This is a genomic window from Streptomyces sp. NPDC054842 (assembly GCF_053611025.1).
The window spans coordinates 61792-77494 of record NZ_JBSGZN010000041.1 but is presented as its reverse complement, the minus strand read 5'-3'; the positions used below and the strand labels follow the sequence as shown (position 1 = coordinate 77494).

The following is a 15703-nucleotide window of genomic DNA, read 5'->3' as shown; positions in this document are numbered from 1 at the left end:
GCCTTCAGCTACGCCCACCACTGCGGCCGCCCCGGGCGACGCGGGCCGGGCCGGCGCGCGCCGGCAGGGCCCTCTTCGCTGTCGTGGTGGCGGACTACACCGCCGCGGGGGCGCCCAGCAGCACCGACGCGTTCTCGAACGGGGAGAGGGCGTGCCGGGGCGCGGCCTCGGGCAGGAAGGGCCGGCAGGTGAAGCCGAGCGAGGTCATCGCGCGGGTGACCTCGGCGGCGGTGAAGTCGCGGCGGTCCTGCCGGGTGACGACCTGCCCCACCTGCTTGACGGGGTAGTGGCGGCGGCCGATGATCACCGATTCACCCGTGATCGGCTCGGGCTTGACGCCCTTCATCGTTTCCAGCACGCCGGCCTTGGTGAGGTCGAACGGGAAGCGGGCGATGATGCAGCGCATGGTGCCTCACAGGGAGAGGGAGAGGGAGAACGGTCCGGCCGGGCGGCGCCGGACGGCCGGGGACGCCGAGAGCGGTCCGCGTTCCGCGCGCTCTCCGTGGCATGCGTGGGCCGGGTGGCCCGCGTCTTCTTCGCAGACGTCCCGCAGACGGACCCGGTCCGTGTAACCGGGACTGTCGCGGACGGCGGTGAGCCGGGCTCGGGTGACCCGGCCGGTGAGCTGGTCGTCCTCGTCGCAGATCAGCAGATGGCCGGTACGCGCGCTCGCCATGACGGACAGGGCGACCTCTACGGTCATGTCGTCACGGACGTGCGGTGCGGACGCCTCCGGGGAGGCGGCCGGGTGCCTGCCGACGGGATCCGTCGGTCGCGACTGTGTCTGAACCAGCGTCAAAGGTGCCTCCTGCGAAGAGGGGATGAGGACGACTGCGCCTGCCGGTCACGGGGACCGTCAGGCCGCCGCGTCGAAGCCGGACGGCGACCGCTGGGCCGACGTCCGGCGCGGGGCAGCGGCACCGCGGCTCTGGGCGCCGCGGCCGTCCTGGCCGGGGCGGCCGCGGCGGCCGCGGGACGACGAGGACGGGCCGCGCCGGGAGCGCTCCGACGGCGGCGCCGTGATGACGACCGGGATGCCGGAGGGAGCCTGGGCGCCGGTGATCCGGCTCAGCTCCTCCTCGCCCGAGCGCACCTGCGCGGTGTGGGCGACGATGCCCGCGGAGGCCACGAGGCGGCTCATCTCGCGGCGCTGGTTGGGCGTCACCAGCGTGACCACGCTGCCGGACTCGCCGGCGCGGGCGGTACGGCCGCCGCGGTGCAGGTAGTCCTTGGGGTCGCTCGGCGGGTCCACGTTGACCACCAGGTCGAGGTCGTCGACGTGGATGCCGCGGGCCGCGACGTTGGTCGCCACCAGCACCGTCACGTGCCCGGACTTGAACTGGGCCAGGGTGCGGGTGCGCTGGGGCTGGGACTTGCCGCCGTGCAGGGCGGCGGCGCGGACGCCGTTCTCCAGCAGGTGCCCGGTCAGCCGGTCCACCGCGTGCTTGGTGTCCAGGAACATGATCACCCGGCCGTCGCGGGCGGCGATCTCGGTGGTGGTGCGCTGCTTGTCCGCGCCCTGCACGTGCAGGACGTAGTGCTCCATGGTGGTCACGGCGCCCGCGGAGGGGTCGACCGAGTGGACCACCGGGTCGGAGAGGTACTGCCGGACCAGCAGGTCGACGTTGCGGTCCAGGGTCGCCGAGAACAGCATCCGCTGCCCGCCGGGCCGCACCTGGCCCAGCAGGTCGGTCACCTGCGGCATGAAGCCCATGTCGGTCATCTGGTCGGCCTCGTCGAGGACGGTGATGGCGACCTGGTCCAGCGTGCAGTGCCCGCGGTCGACCATGTCCTTGAGCCGTCCCGGGGTGGCGACGACGATCTCCGCGCCGGAGCGGAGCGCGCCGGCCTGCCGTCCGATCGACATGCCGCCGACGATCGTCGTCAGCCGCAGCCGCACGGCGCGGGCGTACGGGGTCAGGGCGTCCGTCACCTGCTGCGCGAGCTCGCGGGTCGGTACGAGGACCAGGGCCAGCGGGCTGCGGGGCTCGGCGCGCTGTCCGGCGGTGCGGGCCAGCATGGCGAGACCGAAGGCGAGCGTCTTGCCGGAGCCGGTGCGGCCCCGGCCGAGCACGTCACGGCCGGCGAGGGAGTTCGGCAGGGTCGCTCCCTGGATGGGGAACGGGGTGGTGACGCCCTCCGCCGTCAGCGCGGCCAGCAGCGCCGCCGGCATGTCGAGGTCGGCGAACGCCTCGACGGCGGGCAGCGCGGGGGTGACGGAGACCGGCAGGGCGAACTCGCCCTGCGGAGCGGAACGCCGTCCGTAGCCGCCGGAGCGGCTCGGCGAGCCGGAGCGGCTGGGGGCGCCCGAGCGGCCGGCGTAGGCGGAGCCGAAACGCGCACCGCCGCGGCCCGCACCGGAGGCGCCGGCGCGGTTGCGGGAGGTGGTGGAGCGGGTGTTCGTACGTGTGCGGTTCAAGGGGAACCTTCCTCGACGCGGCACGCATCAAGGAATTCCCGGCCTGAGAAACAGCACGGAGAATCGCAGGGACGCGCCCAGTGAATACGGAGGCGAATCCAGCCGCGGAGATAACCCGAGGCCTGCGCCTTTTCAATAACAGTCCTCGGGCCGTGCCGCCGCGGGAAAGCGCGGGGAACGGACAGAGGAATCGTGCACGAACCGTGCCCGCCGAAAGCGAGCGGCAACGAGCTGGGGCCCGCACCCCAAGGTGCGGGCCCCAGCTGCGAAGTTGTGGCGTCGCGTCAGGCGAGAACGATGTTCTCGGCGGTCGGGCCCTTCTGGCCCTGCGCGATGTCGAAGTTCACCTTCTGGCCCTCAAGCAGCTCGCGGAAGCCCTGGGCGGCGATGTTCGAGTAGTGGGCGAAGACGTCAGCGCCGCCGCCGTCCTGCTCGATGAAGCCGAAACCCTTTTCCGCGTTGAACCACTTCACGGTGCCAGTAGCCATGTCATATCTCCTTCGGGGGAATTCCCCGGAATCCGCACTGTGCCGATTCCGCGTCGTCGCGATGATCGCCCCGCCCGGAAATGACCGGAATACAAAAGCACTCCCACCCGGCACAGGAGCCGCCGGGGGCGCTTGAAGTTCTGGGAATCACAACTGCAACTTTGACAGACAGTAGCACGCCCGGCCCGGGCGTGCACGGTAAGTAATTCCGTTCAGCCGGGCGGGCGTGAAATTCTCATGGCGTGTTACGGCCATTTCTTATTTCGCGAGCACAGATATTGTCGCGGCGAAGTGCGGCCTTCGCGGATGGGGGCCGGACCGGGCGGGTCAGGGCCAGACCAGGCAGTACGGCTGGTGCCCCGCCTCGTGCAGGCGGTGGGAGAAGTCCTGCCACTCGTGCAGCAGCTGGTAGACGTTGAACGCGTCACGCGGGCCGCCGCGGTCCGGGACCGTCGACCAGATGAAGGCGGCGGCGCCCACCGCTTCCTCGCCTATGCCGCGCAGCGGGTCCACGACCGTCATGGGGAGCTTGACGACCGCGTAGTCGGGGTGGAGGACGACGAGTTCCAGCGGGGGCACCTTGTGCAGCGGGACGCCCTCGATGCCGGTGAGGACCATCGCGGCCATCGTCTCCGGCTTGATCTTGGTGAACATGCCGTTCATCCCGAGCTCGTCGCCGCCGAGCTCCTCGGGGCGCATCGAGATCGGGACCCGCGCTGCCGTCGCGCCGTCGGGCGCGCCGAAGTATTTGTACGTCACCCCCACCCGGCCACCATTCCCGCTCCCTGCCCTGAGCCGGTCTGCTCCACGGTCCGTGTAGTCCATACCGTCCATACGGGCCGACTGCTCGATCCGCTCAGGCTCGCCCTGTGAACCCTGCGCCTGCCGTGCCTCGGCGGCTTCCTCCGCCTCGCGCCGGTGCCTCCCCCGCCGGGCACGCCGAGGACCGAGGTCATCGGTCCCCTCGCCCAGTCCGCCACCGCGATGCATATCTCCACCCGACTGCTGTTCTAGGCCGCGCGACCCCCGCCGCGCAACCCGATCATCGTGTCAGTGACCTCCCCCACGGCCGCTCGGCGAAACGTGGGCTGAAACACCTGTCCGCAGGATCTTCGCGGCCTCTGACACCATGGCTTGTGTGAGCTATCCGTACGAAGCCCCAGTTTCGCAGACTCTTTTCGACCGTGCGGCTGCCGTCACACCGGGCGGTGTGAACTCGCCCGTGCGCGCGTTCCGCGCCGTGGGCGGTACGCCCCGTTTCATGGTGTCCGGCAGCGGTCCCTACCTGACCGACGCCGACGGGAGGGAGTACGTCGACCTCGTGTGTTCCTGGGGGCCGATGATCCTCGGGCACTCCCGTCCCGAGGTCATCGCCGCCGTCCAGGAGGCCGTCGGGCGCGGCACGTCCTTCGGCACCCCGGGCGAGGGCGAGGTCGCGCTGGCCGAGGAGATCGTCGCGCGCGTCGAGCCCGTCGAGCAGGTGCGCCTCGTCTCCAGCGGGACCGAGGCGACCATGTCCGCCATCCGTCTGGCGCGCGGCTTCACCCGGCGCGCCAAGGTGATCAAGTTCGCCGGCTGCTACCACGGGCACGTCGACTCCCTGCTGGCCGCCGCGGGCAGCGGGCTGGCGACCTTCGCCCTGCCGGACACCCCCGGCGTCACCGGCGCGCAGGCCGGGGACACCATCGTCCTGCCGTACAACGACCTGGACGCCGTGCACGCCGCGTTCCGGGCGCACCCCGGTGAGATCGCCTGCGTCATCACGGAGGCCTCGCCCGGGAACATGGGCGTCGTGCCGCCGCGGCCCGGGTTCAACCAGGGTCTGAAGGACGCCTGCGCGGAGAACGGCGCGCTGTACATCTCGGACGAGGTCATGACCGGCTTCCGGACCAGCAGGTCCGGCTGGTACGGCGTGGACGGCGTCCGCCCCGACCTGATGACCTTCGGCAAGGTCATGGGCGGCGGCTTCCCGGCCGCCGCCTTCGGCGGACGGGCCGACGTGATGGGCCACCTCGCTCCGGCGGGGCCGGTCTACCAGGCGGGCACGCTGTCGGGGAACCCGGTGGCGACCGCGGCCGGTCTCGCGCAGCTGAGGCTGCTGGACGACGCCGCGTACGAGACGGTCGACGCGGTGTCCCTGCAGATCCGCACCCTGGTGACCGAGGCGCTCGCCAAGGAGGGCGTGGCGCACCGGCTGCAGAACGCGTCCAACATGTTCTCGGTCTTCTTCACCGAGCGGGAGGTGCGCGACTACGAGGACGCGAAGACGCAGGAGTCCTTCCGGTACACCGCGTTCTTCCACTCGTTGCTCGCGCAGGGCGTCTATCTGCCGCCCTCGTCGTTCGAGTCGTGGTTCGTGTCCACGGCGCACGACGAGCGGGCGGTTCAGCGGATCGCCGACGCCCTTCCGGCGGCGGCACGGGCAGCGGCGGAGGCCACGGCATGACCGGCACGGGAGCCGAGAAGGCGGAGAAGAGGGACGACGACCTGACGGTCGTCCATGTGATGCGGCACGGGGAGGTCGAGAACCCGGACGGCGTCCTGTACGGGCGGCTGGAGGGCTATCACCTCTCCGACCTGGGGCGGCGGATGGCCGACCGGGTGGCGGAGCGGCTGTCCTCGCGGGACGTCAGGTACGTCGTCGCCTCGCCGCTGGAGCGGGCGCAGGAGACGGCGACGCCCATCGCGAAGGCGCACGGGCTGGACCTGGCGACCGACGGCCGGCTCATCGAGGCGGAGAACGTCTTCCAGGGCAAGACCTTCGGGGTCGGGGACGGCGCGCTGCGCCGGCCGGAGAACTGGAAGCACCTGGTCAACCCGTTCAAGCCGTCCTGGGGCGAGCCGTACGTGGAGCAGGTCGTCCGGATGATGGGGGCGCTGGACGCCGCCAAGGACGCGGCGCGCGGGCACGAGGCGGTGTGCGTGTCCCACCAGTTGCCGATCTGGATCCTGCGGTCGTTCGTCGAGCGGCGGCGGCTGTGGCACGACCCGCGCAAGCGCCAGTGCACGCTGGCCTCGCTGACGTCCTTCACCTACCGCGGCGACAAGATCGTCTCGGTGGGCTACAGCGAGCCCGCCCGGGACCTGGTGCCCGCTCACCTCCTCGCCGGTGCCAAGCCTGTGCGGGGACAGGGCAAGGCGTTCGGCGCCTAGGGTCTGTCGTCTGGATCAGGCCGGCCTTGACGAACGGTTGGTCTCGGCATGATCCAGACGACAGGCCCTAGCCAGCGGGCGACGGTGTGCGTCCGGCGTACACGCCGTCACAAAGCGTGCGTATCCGGGCCATTCGAGCGCATCTTCGTAAAATAATATGAATATGTGCGAGTGAGACGGAACCCCCGTCCTCGTCGCGCCCTCTCCTGGGATGCCGGCTGAAAAAAGCCGGCTGAGAGGGCGCGACGAAATGGGGACGACATGCGGGACGTCAGCCGACGCGGAGTGATCGGGGCGGGGGCGGGTGCCGCCACCGCGTTCGGTCTCGCCGCCTGCGGTACCGCTCACCGACAAGAGGGCGCGAGCACCCCGGGCGGTTCCCGCACCGGCGGGCCCGGTGCGCCCAAGGCCCCCGTACGCCCCCTCGGTGACGGGTCGACCGCCTTCACGGGCAAGCAGCCCCACCAGCCCGCGCGGCCCGTGCCCCTGGAGCCCGGCGAGACCCCGCCGCAGTTCGTGGTCTTCTCCTGGGACGGCGCGGGCGAGGTCGGGACCGGACTCTTCGAGCGCTTCCTGGACCTCGCGAAGGACCACGAGGCGCACATGACGTTCTTCCTGTCCGGCGTCTACCTGCTGCCCGAGTCGAAGAAGCGGCTGTACCTCCCGCCGAACAACGCGCCGGGCGCCTCCGACATCGGCTACCTGACGGACGAGCACATCAGGATGACGCTCAAGGGCGTCCGCCGGGCCTGGCTCGACGGCCACGAGATCGGCACCCACTTCAACGGCCACTTCTGCTCCGGCTACGGCTCCGTCGCCAACTGGACGCCGAAGCAGTGGCGCAGCGAGATCCACCAGGCCGGGTCCTTCGTGAAGGAGTGGCGCACCAACACCGGCTGGACCGACCTGCCGTCGCTGCCCTTCGACTACGACAGGGAACTCATCGGCGGCCGCACGCCCTGCCTCCTCGGCCAGAGCAACCTGCTGCCGACCGCCCGCGAGCTGGGCTGGCGGTACGACGCCTCCTCGCCCGGCGGCCGCCAGCGCTGGCCGCGCAAGACCGAGGGCGTGTGGGACCTGCCGCTCCAGGCGATCCCGTTCCCGGGCCGCGGCTTCGAGGTGCTCTCGATGGACTACAACATGCTGGCCAACCAGTCGGTGAACTCGACCAAGGCCCCGGCGTACAACTACCCGGGCTGGCGCACCCAGTCCGCCGGGGCCTACATCGCGGGATTCAAGCGGGCATACGAGACGAACCGGGCACCGCTGTTCATCGGCAACCACTTCGAGGAGTGGAACGGCGGCATCTACATGGACGCCGTGGAGCGCGCGATCAAGTACATGGCGCGGAAGAGGGAGAAGGGCGGCGACGTACGCCTCGTCTCCTTCCGGCAGTTCGTGGACTGGCTGGACGTGCAGCGGCCCGAGGTGCTGGCCGGATTCCAGTCGCTGGACGTGGGACAGAAACCGGCCGGTGGCTGGAAGGGGCTCTCCGGCGGCACCGGCGGCACCGGCAAAAGCGCCTCGGGCAAGGGCGGAAAGGCCGCCTGATATGCGGGTTTCCGCCCGCAAGGGGGGTGCGCAAGATCCCCGGAACGGACATGCGAAACTTTTCACATGAGTGCCGCCTGCCGTGCCCGCCAGCGCTTCGACCGCGCGAATCGCACCCGTAGCCGTGCCGTCCTGCTCACCGCCGGGGCCGCGGTCGCGGCACTCGCCCTGACCGCGTGCGGCTCCGGGGGCACGTCCGGGGGATCGGGCAACACCAACTTCGTCACCGGCACCGACGGCATCGCCACCGCGGCGAAGGGCGAACGCGCCGACGCTCCCGACCTGTCGGGCCCCACCGTCGACGGCAGGAAGCTCGACGTCGCCGACTACCAGGGCAAAGTCGTCGTCCTCAACGTCTGGGGCTCCTGGTGCCCGCCGTGCCGCGCCGAGGCGCCCGGCTTCTCCAAGGTCGCCGAGGATCTCCAAGCGCGGGGCGTGCAGTTCGTCGGCATCAACACACGTGACACCAGCACGGGCCCGGCCAAAGAGTTCGAGAAGGACTACAAGGTGCCCTACCCGAGCCTGTACGACCCCACGGGCAAGCTGATGCTGCGCTTCCCCAAGGGCTCGCTCAACCCGCAGGCCATCCCCTCCACCGTCGTCCTCGACCGGAGCGGGAAGATCGCGGCGCGCTCCCTGTCGCCACTGAGCGAGGAGAAGCTGCGCGGCATGCTCAAGCCGATCCTCGCGGAGAAGTGACGTGAGCCACGCCTCCGCGCTCCACGCCACCGCGGCCCTCGCCGCGTCCGACGGACTGAACCACACCGTGCTGAGCGGCGCGCTGCTGCTCGCCGTGCCGGTCGCCGTGCTCGGCGGGCTCGTCTCCTTCTTCTCCCCGTGCGTCCTGCCGCTCGTGCCCGGCTACCTCTCCTACGTCACCGGGGTCAGCGGCACCGACCTCGCGGAGGCCAGGCGCGGGCGGATGGTCGCGGGCGCCGGCCTCTTCGTGCTCGGCTTCACCGCCGTCTTCGTCTCCGGCGGAGCGCTCTTCGGCTACTTCGGCTCGACCCTCCAGGAGTACCAGGGCACGCTGACCAAGGTGCTCGGCGGCCTCATGATCCTCATGGGCGTCTTCTTCCTGGGGCTGATGCCCTGGCTCACCCAGCGCGAGTTCCGCTTCCACAAGCGGCCGGTGGCCGGCCTGGCCGGCGCACCCGTGCTCGGCGCCCTCTTCGGCATCGGCTGGACCCCCTGCATCGGCCCCACCCTCGCCTCCGTGCAGGCCCTCGCCTTCGACCAGGCGAGCGCCGGGCGCGGGGCCATACTGACGGTCGCGTACTGCGTCGGCCTCGGTGTGCCCTTCGTCCTCGCCGCGGTCGCCTTCCGCAAGGCGCTCGGCGCGTTCGGCTGGGTCAAGCGCCACTACGCGTGGGTGATGCGCATCGGCGGCGGCATGATGATCGCGACCGGACTGCTCCTGCTGACCGGTGCGTGGGACAGCATCGTGCGGGAGATGCAGACCTGGTCCGACGGCTTCACGGTGGGGATCTGATCCATGAGCAAGGCCGAAACCGACGCCGAGACCGAGACCGGTTCCATGAGCACGACTGACACCAGCGGCACCTCGACCGGTCCGGCCACGGAGGCCGCCCGGGACGCCCGGGAACTCGGCGAGGCCGGCTCCCAGCTGTCCACGGCGCCCACCGAGACCGTGGTCCCCGGCTCCTTCGGCGGCAACCGGGCCCCCGGCGCCGCCGGTTGGCTCGCCTGGACCGGACGGGAACTCGTCGGCTGGACCCGCTGGTTCTGGCGCCAGCTGACCTCCATGCGGGTCGCGCTGATCCTGCTCTTCCTGCTGTCGCTCGGGGCGATCCCCGGCTCGCTGATCCCGCAGACCGGGAACGACGCGACGAAGGTCGCCGAGTTCCAGCAGGCGCACACCACGCTCGCGCCCGTCTACGAGAAGCTCGGCCTCTTCCACGTCTACAGCTCGGTGTGGTTCTCCGCGATCTACATCCTGCTGTTCGTCTCGCTCATCGGCTGCATCGTGCCGCGCACCTGGCAGTTCGTCGGGCAGCTGCGCAGCCGTCCGCCGGGCGCCCCGAAGCGGCTGACCCGGCTGCCCGCCCACACCACCTGGCGCACCACCGCCGAACCCGAGCAGGTCCGCGAGGCCGCGCTGACGGTGCTCGGGCAGCGCCGCTTCCGGGCGCACGTCGCCGGGGACGCGGTCGCCGCCGAGAAGGGCTACGTGCGCGAGGCGGGCAACCTGCTCTTCCACATCGCCCTGATCGTGATGCTGGTCGCCTTCGCATGGGGACAGCTCTTCAAGTCCGAGGGCAACAAGCTGGTCGTCGAGGGCGACGGGTTCTCCAACACGCTCCTGCAGTACGACGACTTCAAGTCCGGCAGCCTCTTCGACGTCGACGACCTGACGCCGTTCAGCTTCGACCTGAAGAAGTTCACCGGCACCTACGAGCGGACCGGCCCCAACAAGGGCACCCCGCGCACCTACCGGGCGGACCTCACCTACAGCGAGGGCGCCGACGGCACGCCGAGGCGCACGTCGGTCCAGGTCAACGAGCCCCTGGTGATCGGCGACTCCAAGGTCTACCTGGTCAGCCACGGCTACGCGCCCGTCGTCACCGTGCGGGACGGCAGGGGCAAGGTCGTCTTCCGCCAGCCCGTGCCGATGCTGCCGCTCGACTCCAACGTGACCTCGCAGGGCGCGATCAAGGTGCTCGACGGCTACCGAGACGCCAAGGGGACGAAGGAGCAGCTCGGCTTCTCCGCGTTCTTCGTGCCGACCTTCGCGGGCGCCGGCAAGGGCACGATGTTCTCCCAGTTCCCGGCGCTGGACCGCCCGGTGCTCGCCCTGTCCGCGTACCACGGCAGCCTGGGTGTCGACTCGGGCATCCCGCAGAACGTGTACCAGCTGGACACCGGGAAGCTGAAGCAGTTCAAGAACGCCGACGGTGACATCCTCAAGCAGCGGCTGACGCCCGGCGAGACCATGAAGCTGCCCGACGGCGCCGGCTCGATCACCTTCGAGAAGGACATCAAGGAGTGGGCCGGCTTCCAGGTCACCCAGCAGCCCGGCAGTGTCTGGGCGCTGGCCGGCGCCATCACCGCGATCTTCGGTCTCGCCGCCTCCCTGTTCATCCAGCGCCGCCGGATCTGGGTGCGCGCCACCACCGGAGCGGACGGGGTGACCGTCGTGGAGATGGCCGGTCTCGGCCGCAGCGAGTCCGCCAAGCTCCCCGAGGAGCTCGGCGACCTGGCGGCACTCGTGCACGACCGGGCACCCAGCGCCCCCGAACCCGACCCGACCGAGCCCGACCCGGACACCCCCGGACCTCACGCCGTACCTGCCGCCGAAGGGGCTGAGAAGCAGTGACTCTCGCCGCCGCAACGAACGAAAACCTCGCCAGTATCAGCAACACGCTGATCTACTCGTCGATGGCCGTCTACACCCTGGCCTTCTTCGCGTACATCGCCGAGTGGCTCTTCGGCAGCCGCAGCAAGGTCGGCCGTACGGCCGCCGCGCTCACGCAGCGCGGTGCCGCACAGGCGCCCGCGGTCACCGTGCAGCAGGCCGGCGGCACCGCCGTCCTGGAGCGGCCGAAGGTCGTCGTCCGCTCCGCGGCCGGCGCCCGTGACGTCCCGGACGGTCCCGGCGCGCACGGCGGCGACGAGCAGGGCGACCTCTACGGCCGTATCGCCGTCTCCCTCACCGTGCTGGCCTTCGCCGTCGAGGCGGCGGGCGTGCTCGCCCGCGCGCTGTCGGTGCAGCGGGCGCCGTGGGGCAACATGTACGAGTTCAACATCACGTTCTCCACGGTGGCCGTCGGCGTGTACCTCGCGCTGCTGGCGCTGAAGAAGAACGTCCGCTGGCTCGGCCTCCCCCTGGTCACGACGGTCCTGCTCGACCTCGGTCTCGCCGTCACCGTCCTGTACACCGCCAGCGACCAGCTGGTCCCCGCGCTCCACTCGTACTGGCTGTACATCCACGTCTCCACCGCGATCTTCTGCGGTGCCGTCTTCTACGTGGGCGCGGTCGGCACCCTGCTGTACCTCTTCAAGGACTCCTACGAGAACAAGCTGGCGAACGGCGGCAAGCCCGGCCGTTTCGCGACGTCCGTGCTGGAGCGGCTGCCCGCCTCGGCCTCCCTCGACAAGTTCTCCTACCGCGTCAACGCCGCCGTCTTCCCGCTGTGGACGTTCACGATCATCGCGGGCGCGATCTGGGCGGGCGACGCCTGGGGCCGCTACTGGGGCTGGGACCCCAAGGAGACCTGGTCGTTCATCACCTGGGTCGCGTACGCCTGCTACCTGCACGCCCGGGCCACGGCCGGCTGGAAGGGCCGCAAGGCCGCCTACATCGCGCTGATCGCCTTCGCGTGCTGGCTGTTCAACTACTACGGGGTCAACATCTTCGTCACCGGCAAGCACTCCTACGCCGGGGTCTGACTCCACGCGCTCGACCGAGAGGGCCGGCCGCCCGTGACCCCGACCAGGGGCACGGACGGCCGGCCTTCGGCGTACGACCAGGGGTCCGGGTTCCCTCGTGCCGTGCCCGCTGGGGAGCGACGTCACCGACCGCCCAGGAGCCTCGGACACCGCTCACGGCTCACCGGTCACCGGTCGCGTGGCCGGTCGCGTCGGGCGGGCGCAGGGGGCGGCCGGCGAGGGCGTCCGCCGGCCAGTCGTGTGCGGCCCGCCGCAGCGGGGCGCCGTCCGCGGGCCGCGCGTGCGACAACCGTTCCAGCTCGGCCCGCACCCGCGCCCCCACCTCGGGGTCCGGCGCCGCCAGCGGGTCGTTCAGCTGCCAGACGCCGTGCAGCAGCCGGCGTATCCGCAGGTGCAGGGCGCCTTCCGCGCCGTCCGGCGGGGGCACGGCCGCGTCCGTGCGGCCCAGCGCGACCGGGGTCCGGTGGTCGCGGCCGTCCGGGCCGGGGTGGTACGGCGCGGAGGCGATGAACAGGAGTGAGGACAGCCAGCCGCCGCCGTCGGCGCCGGCGAAGGTGTCGCGCAGGTGGGCGACCGCGCCCTCGGTGTCGCCCAGGGCCAGTTCGTGGTGCAGGCGCAGGCGGGCGCGCTCCGGGCGCTCCGGGCCGTCCTCGGCCCCGGCGGGGTCCGTGTAGTGGCGGACGAGCGCGCGGTGGGCGGACCGCCACGCGAGCCGGCCCGGGTCGAGGCCGTGCAGCCGCAGGAGCAGCAGCGCCCGCAGGAACGGGTCCCCGACGAAGTGTCCGCCGGCCGCGGGACGTCCTTCCCGCGCGAGCCGCTCCTCCAGTTCGCGCACTCCCGGGGCGCCCGAACCGTCGGGCAGCCGTGCCGCCGCGAGGGCGTGGGCCGAGTCGCGGTCGTGGGCGGCGGCGAGCACGGTGAGCGCGTCCAGCAGGCCGCCGGGCACCAGCCGGTCCAGCAGCTCCTCGTGGACCGGGCGCGCTCGCCGGTCCCCGGGCGGGGCGAGGGAGGCGGTGAGGAGCGCGGCCGGGGAGGAGGCCGCGGAGGGGTTCCGCCGGGCGCACTCGGCGAGCAGCGCGGCCCCCAGCGGGCTGCCGCCGGTCAGCCGGTGGACGGCGGGCGCTAGCTGCGGCGGCACCGGGACCGGTCGGCACGCGGCGTCCAGGAGGTGCGCGGTGTCCTCGGGGGCCAGCGGCGGCAGCGGGACGAGCAGCGCGCGCGAGGACGGCGAGGCGCCCGGGGTCCAGCCGGTGTGCCGGGCGAGGTCCGGGAGCGTACGGCGGGCGGCGTCGCGCAGGGCCGGGTGGCTGTCGCCGCGCAGGGCGGCGAAGAACACGGCGGGGTCGGGGAAGCCGTCGGCGCGGTCGCGCAGTACCGCCTCCATGAGCGCCAGGCCGGGCGCCGCCTGGACGTCGTCGACGAGGACGAGGGGCCGGCCGGTCCGCCTCGTGCGCTGGAGCGGCCCCGCGTACGCGTCGTCCAGATCGGCCAGCAGGGCCCGTACGAGGTGGCGTTCGGCGTGCGCGCGGGAGTCGCCGCCCGCCCGGAAGCGGACGGAGAGCAGGACCAGGCCGAGCTTGGGGCTGCCGCCCGCGTCCGGGCAGTCCCGGTACCAGGTGGCGCCCTTGCGCAGCCGCAGATGGGTGGGCGAGACCCCTTCGGAGAACGCCTCCAGGGCCGCCTCGATGAGGGGTTCCGCACCTTGGCCGGTGCCGGACACGGTGTCGGTGAGATGGGTGACGGCGCGGCCGATCCAGCGCCCCGCGAGGCCCGGGACCCAGGAGCCGGAGTCGTTGAGCAGCAGGATGCGCCCGGCCTCCCGCCGGACGCGCGCCACGTCACGGTCGCCCCAGCCGCCCGCCGCGACGGCCAGCAGCCCGGACGCGAGGCGCGGGAAGGACAGGTGCCCCGCGCCGCTCACCGGCTCGGCGAGCTGTCCCGCGGCGTCGGCGAGGGCCTGGGCGACCGGCGACCACGCCTCGGGCGGCCGTGGCGACTCCGCGTCGCACCGGCTGTTCGCAGCGTCGATCAGCGCGACCGGGACGTGGCCGCGGAAGGACTCGCGCAGCTCGCGCAGGACGGCGGTCCTGCCCGCTCCGCGGGCGCCGGTGAGCACCACGAACGGGGAGCTGCGCGCGTGCTCCGGCGGTACCGGGCGGTGCCGGTGGGGGAGCACACCGACCAGCCGGGCGGCGAGTCCGGGCGGGTCCGTGCCGAAGAGCGCGCCGCGCCCGCGCAGTCCGGCGCGTAGCGCGTCCTCGTCCGTCGCGGTGCGCGCTCCGCCGGTCGCCGTCGGTCCCGCCGCAGTTCCTGTCATGTCTGAGGTGAGGTGTATCAACAGCGGTGCGGGGCGCGGGGAGTTGCTTCGGAGTAGGGCACGTGCTGTCCGTTCGGCCGCGCAACGCTTTCGCCGGTCAGCCGACTGTGACCGAGTCCGGCTCCTCCCGGAGGTGCGGGCCGGGGGAAGCGGGGGCCGGGAGGTCACTCACCGATGTCCTCGTTCCACAGGGCCGGGTGGCCGTGGACGAAGTCGCGCATCAGGGCGACGCATCCGGGGTCGTCGAGGAGGACGATCCGCACGCCGTGCTCCGCGAGCCAGTCGTGGCCGCCCCGGAAGGTCTCGGCCTCGCCGATCACGACCCGGGAGATGCCGAACTGGCGCACCAGGCCGCTGCAGTACCAGCACGGCGACAGGGTCGTCACCATCGTCGTGCCGCGGTACGACCGCTGCCGCCCGGCGGCCCGGAAGGCGGCGGTCTCGGCGTGCACGGAGGGGTCGTCGTCCTGGACGCGGCGGTTGCGGCCGCGGCCGAGGAGGGTGCCGTCCGCGCCGTACAGCGCCGCCCCGATGGGGATGCCGCCCTCGGCGAGCCCTGCGCGGGCCTCCGCGACGGCGGTGGCGAGCCACGCGCGGGCCTGTGCCTGGTCGATGGGCTCCATGCCCCCACTCTGCTGCGGCGGGCCGGGCGGGGCAACGCGCGCCGGGCTTCCCGTGGGCGAGGTGGCTACCGGCCCCCGGCACTGATCTGCCGCCCCAGACACGGATCGGCCACCCCGGCACGGATCTGCCGCCCCGGGCACGGTGGGCCGGTGTCCACGTGCCCGGCGGGCCTGCCGGTTCCGGCGGCCGCTCCCCGGGGCCGCTCGCACCTGCGCCGCCAGGGGAGCCCCGAGCCGGTGTCAGGGACGCGGGCTCGCCGGCACCGGCCGCCGGCGGGGAGCCGTCACTCCTTGGGGTCCTCGTCCCGCTCGCGCCGCCGCAGCTCCTCCTCGCGGCGCCGCAGGTCGGCCTCCCAGTCCTTGAGAAGCGACTCGTCCTTGCGGTTATCGGCCCTGAGCGAGTTCAGGAACTCCGGGTCGTCGTCGGGCGCGAGCTGCCGGGTGCCGTGGTTGCGGTGCCACTCGGAGGGTGTGGAGCCGTTCGCGGGGGCGTGGCGCACCTTGCCGGCCACGAGCCAGGCGATCGGGCCGACCAGCACCTCGCCGAAGAGCAGGATGATGATCACCCAGACGACCTTGGGCAGCCCCCGGACCTCTTCCTCCGGCGTGTTCAGGCAGTCGATGAACGCGTAGATCCACAACGCCAGAACCAACAGGAACGGCAGATACCTCAGCATGGCCGGACGATCCCCCACTGAACGACGGCGGGGCGACGCGGGGCCCCGGTGACGGCCACAGGGTA

15 protein-coding genes are annotated in these 15703 nt (G+C 72.3%); 7 read left to right on the top strand and 8 right to left on the bottom strand.

Annotated elements, in window-relative coordinates; genetic code table 11:
- Nucleotides 1-94: 94 nt before the first annotated feature.
- The 5 genes from ACWGIS_RS27650 to ACWGIS_RS27630 all read right to left on the bottom strand — a co-directional run bounded on the left by ACWGIS_RS27650 (nt 95) and on the right by ACWGIS_RS27630 (nt 3672).
- Complete coding sequence (locus tag ACWGIS_RS27650) at nt 95-406, bottom strand: SCO5918 family protein (RefSeq protein WP_453365160.1); 312 nt, start codon at nt 404-406, stop codon at nt 95-97.
- Between the two features lie 6 nt (nt 407-412).
- Nucleotides 413-703, bottom strand: coding sequence for a CBS domain-containing protein (locus tag ACWGIS_RS27645; protein WP_453365159.1), 291 nt, complete (start codon nt 701-703; stop codon nt 413-415).
- 153 nt (nt 704-856) lie between these two features.
- Nucleotides 857-2419, bottom strand: coding sequence for a DEAD/DEAH box helicase (locus ACWGIS_RS27640; RefSeq protein ID WP_453365158.1), 1563 nt, complete (start codon nt 2417-2419; stop codon nt 857-859).
- 284 nt (nt 2420-2703) lie between these two features.
- Entirely contained in the window at nt 2704-2907 is a 204-nt protein-coding gene (locus ACWGIS_RS27635; RefSeq protein WP_003974279.1) for a cold-shock protein, read from the bottom strand.
- Nucleotides 2908-3234: 327 nt separating this feature from the next.
- Nucleotides 3235-3672, bottom strand: coding sequence for a hypothetical protein (locus tag ACWGIS_RS27630; RefSeq protein WP_003974483.1), 438 nt, complete (start codon nt 3670-3672; stop codon nt 3235-3237).
- Nucleotides 3673-4036: 364 nt separating this feature from the next.
- On the opposite strand from ACWGIS_RS27630, the gene hemL reads away from it, so the two are divergent.
- The 7 genes from hemL (at nt 4037) to ccsB (ending at nt 12021) form a co-directional block, all read left to right on the top strand.
- Nucleotides 4037-5353 carry a glutamate-1-semialdehyde 2,1-aminomutase gene (gene hemL / locus ACWGIS_RS27625; RefSeq protein ID WP_453365157.1) on the top strand — a complete coding sequence of 439 codons (1317 nt, stop codon included), beginning with the start codon at nt 4037-4039 and terminating at the stop codon, nt 5351-5353.
- Entirely contained in the window at nt 5350-6060 is a 711-nt protein-coding gene (locus ACWGIS_RS27620; RefSeq protein WP_453365156.1) for a histidine phosphatase family protein, read from the top strand. The genes hemL and ACWGIS_RS27620 overlap by 4 nt, the downstream gene beginning before the upstream one ends.
- A 261-nt stretch (nt 6061-6321) precedes the next feature.
- Nucleotides 6322-7611 carry a hypothetical protein gene (locus ACWGIS_RS27615; protein WP_453365155.1) on the top strand — a complete coding sequence of 430 codons (1290 nt, stop codon included), beginning with the start codon at nt 6322-6324 and terminating at the stop codon, nt 7609-7611.
- 66 nt (nt 7612-7677) lie between these two features.
- Nucleotides 7678-8310, top strand: a complete 633-nt coding sequence (locus tag ACWGIS_RS27610) for a TlpA family protein disulfide reductase (RefSeq protein WP_453365154.1) — start codon at nt 7678-7680, stop codon at nt 8308-8310.
- A 1-nt stretch (nt 8311) separates the two neighbouring features.
- A complete protein-coding gene (locus tag ACWGIS_RS27605) occupies nt 8312-9103 on the top strand; it encodes a cytochrome c biogenesis CcdA family protein (protein WP_453365153.1) in 792 nt (263 codons plus the stop codon).
- A 3-nt stretch (nt 9104-9106) separates the two neighbouring features.
- Nucleotides 9107-10948 (top strand): cytochrome c biogenesis protein ResB, encoded by a 1842-nt coding sequence (gene resB / locus ACWGIS_RS27600; protein WP_453365152.1) that lies wholly within the window; start codon nt 9107-9109, stop codon nt 10946-10948.
- On the top strand, nt 10945-12021 hold the full coding sequence (gene ccsB, locus ACWGIS_RS27595; RefSeq protein ID WP_453365151.1) for a c-type cytochrome biogenesis protein CcsB: 1077 nt from the start codon (nt 10945-10947) through the stop codon (nt 12019-12021). Before resB ends, ccsB begins: the two co-directional genes overlap by 4 nt.
- A 160-nt stretch (nt 12022-12181) precedes the next feature.
- Here the strand turns inward: ccsB and ACWGIS_RS27590 are convergent, their stop codons facing one another.
- From ACWGIS_RS27590 to ACWGIS_RS27580, 3 genes are all read right to left on the bottom strand, one after another.
- Complete coding sequence (locus ACWGIS_RS27590) at nt 12182-14338, bottom strand: hypothetical protein (RefSeq protein ID WP_453365150.1); 2157 nt, start codon at nt 14336-14338, stop codon at nt 12182-12184.
- Between the two features lie 164 nt (nt 14339-14502).
- Complete coding sequence (locus tag ACWGIS_RS27585; protein ID WP_453365149.1) at nt 14503-14961, bottom strand: nucleoside deaminase; 459 nt, start codon at nt 14959-14961, stop codon at nt 14503-14505.
- A gap of 284 nt (nt 14962-15245) precedes the next feature.
- A complete protein-coding gene (locus ACWGIS_RS27580; RefSeq protein WP_453365148.1) occupies nt 15246-15638 on the bottom strand; it encodes a PLD nuclease N-terminal domain-containing protein in 393 nt (130 codons plus the stop codon).
- Nucleotides 15639-15703: the final 65 nt, after the last annotated feature.

Bases quoted from the DNA above. Each gene is read 5' to 3' on its own strand.
- ACWGIS_RS27615 (WP_453365155.1), top strand. From the start codon at position 6,322: ATGCGGGACGTCAGCCGACGCGGAGTGATCGGGGCGGGGGCGGGTGCC.
- ACWGIS_RS27620 (WP_453365156.1), top strand. From the start codon at position 5,350: ATGACCGGCACGGGAGCCGAGAAGGCGGAGAAGAGGGACGACGACCTG.
- ACWGIS_RS27580 (WP_453365148.1), bottom strand. From the start codon at position 15,638: ATGCTGAGGTATCTGCCGTTCCTGTTGGTTCTGGCGTTGTGGATCTAC.
- ACWGIS_RS27585 (WP_453365149.1), bottom strand. From the start codon at position 14,961: ATGGAGCCCATCGACCAGGCACAGGCCCGCGCGTGGCTCGCCACCGCC.
- ACWGIS_RS27635 (WP_003974279.1), bottom strand. From the start codon at position 2,907: ATGGCTACTGGCACCGTGAAGTGGTTCAACGCGGAAAAGGGTTTCGGC.
- ACWGIS_RS27610 (WP_453365154.1), top strand. From the start codon at position 7,678: ATGAGTGCCGCCTGCCGTGCCCGCCAGCGCTTCGACCGCGCGAATCGC.
- resB (WP_453365152.1), top strand. From the start codon at position 9,107: ATGAGCAAGGCCGAAACCGACGCCGAGACCGAGACCGGTTCCATGAGC.
- ACWGIS_RS27650 (WP_453365160.1), bottom strand. From the start codon at position 406: ATGCGCTGCATCATCGCCCGCTTCCCGTTCGACCTCACCAAGGCCGGC.
- ACWGIS_RS27590 (WP_453365150.1), bottom strand. From the start codon at position 14,338: ATGACAGGAACTGCGGCGGGACCGACGGCGACCGGCGGAGCGCGCACC.
- hemL (WP_453365157.1), top strand. From the start codon at position 4,037: ATGGCTTGTGTGAGCTATCCGTACGAAGCCCCAGTTTCGCAGACTCTT.
- ACWGIS_RS27645 (WP_453365159.1), bottom strand. From the start codon at position 703: ATGACCGTAGAGGTCGCCCTGTCCGTCATGGCGAGCGCGCGTACCGGC.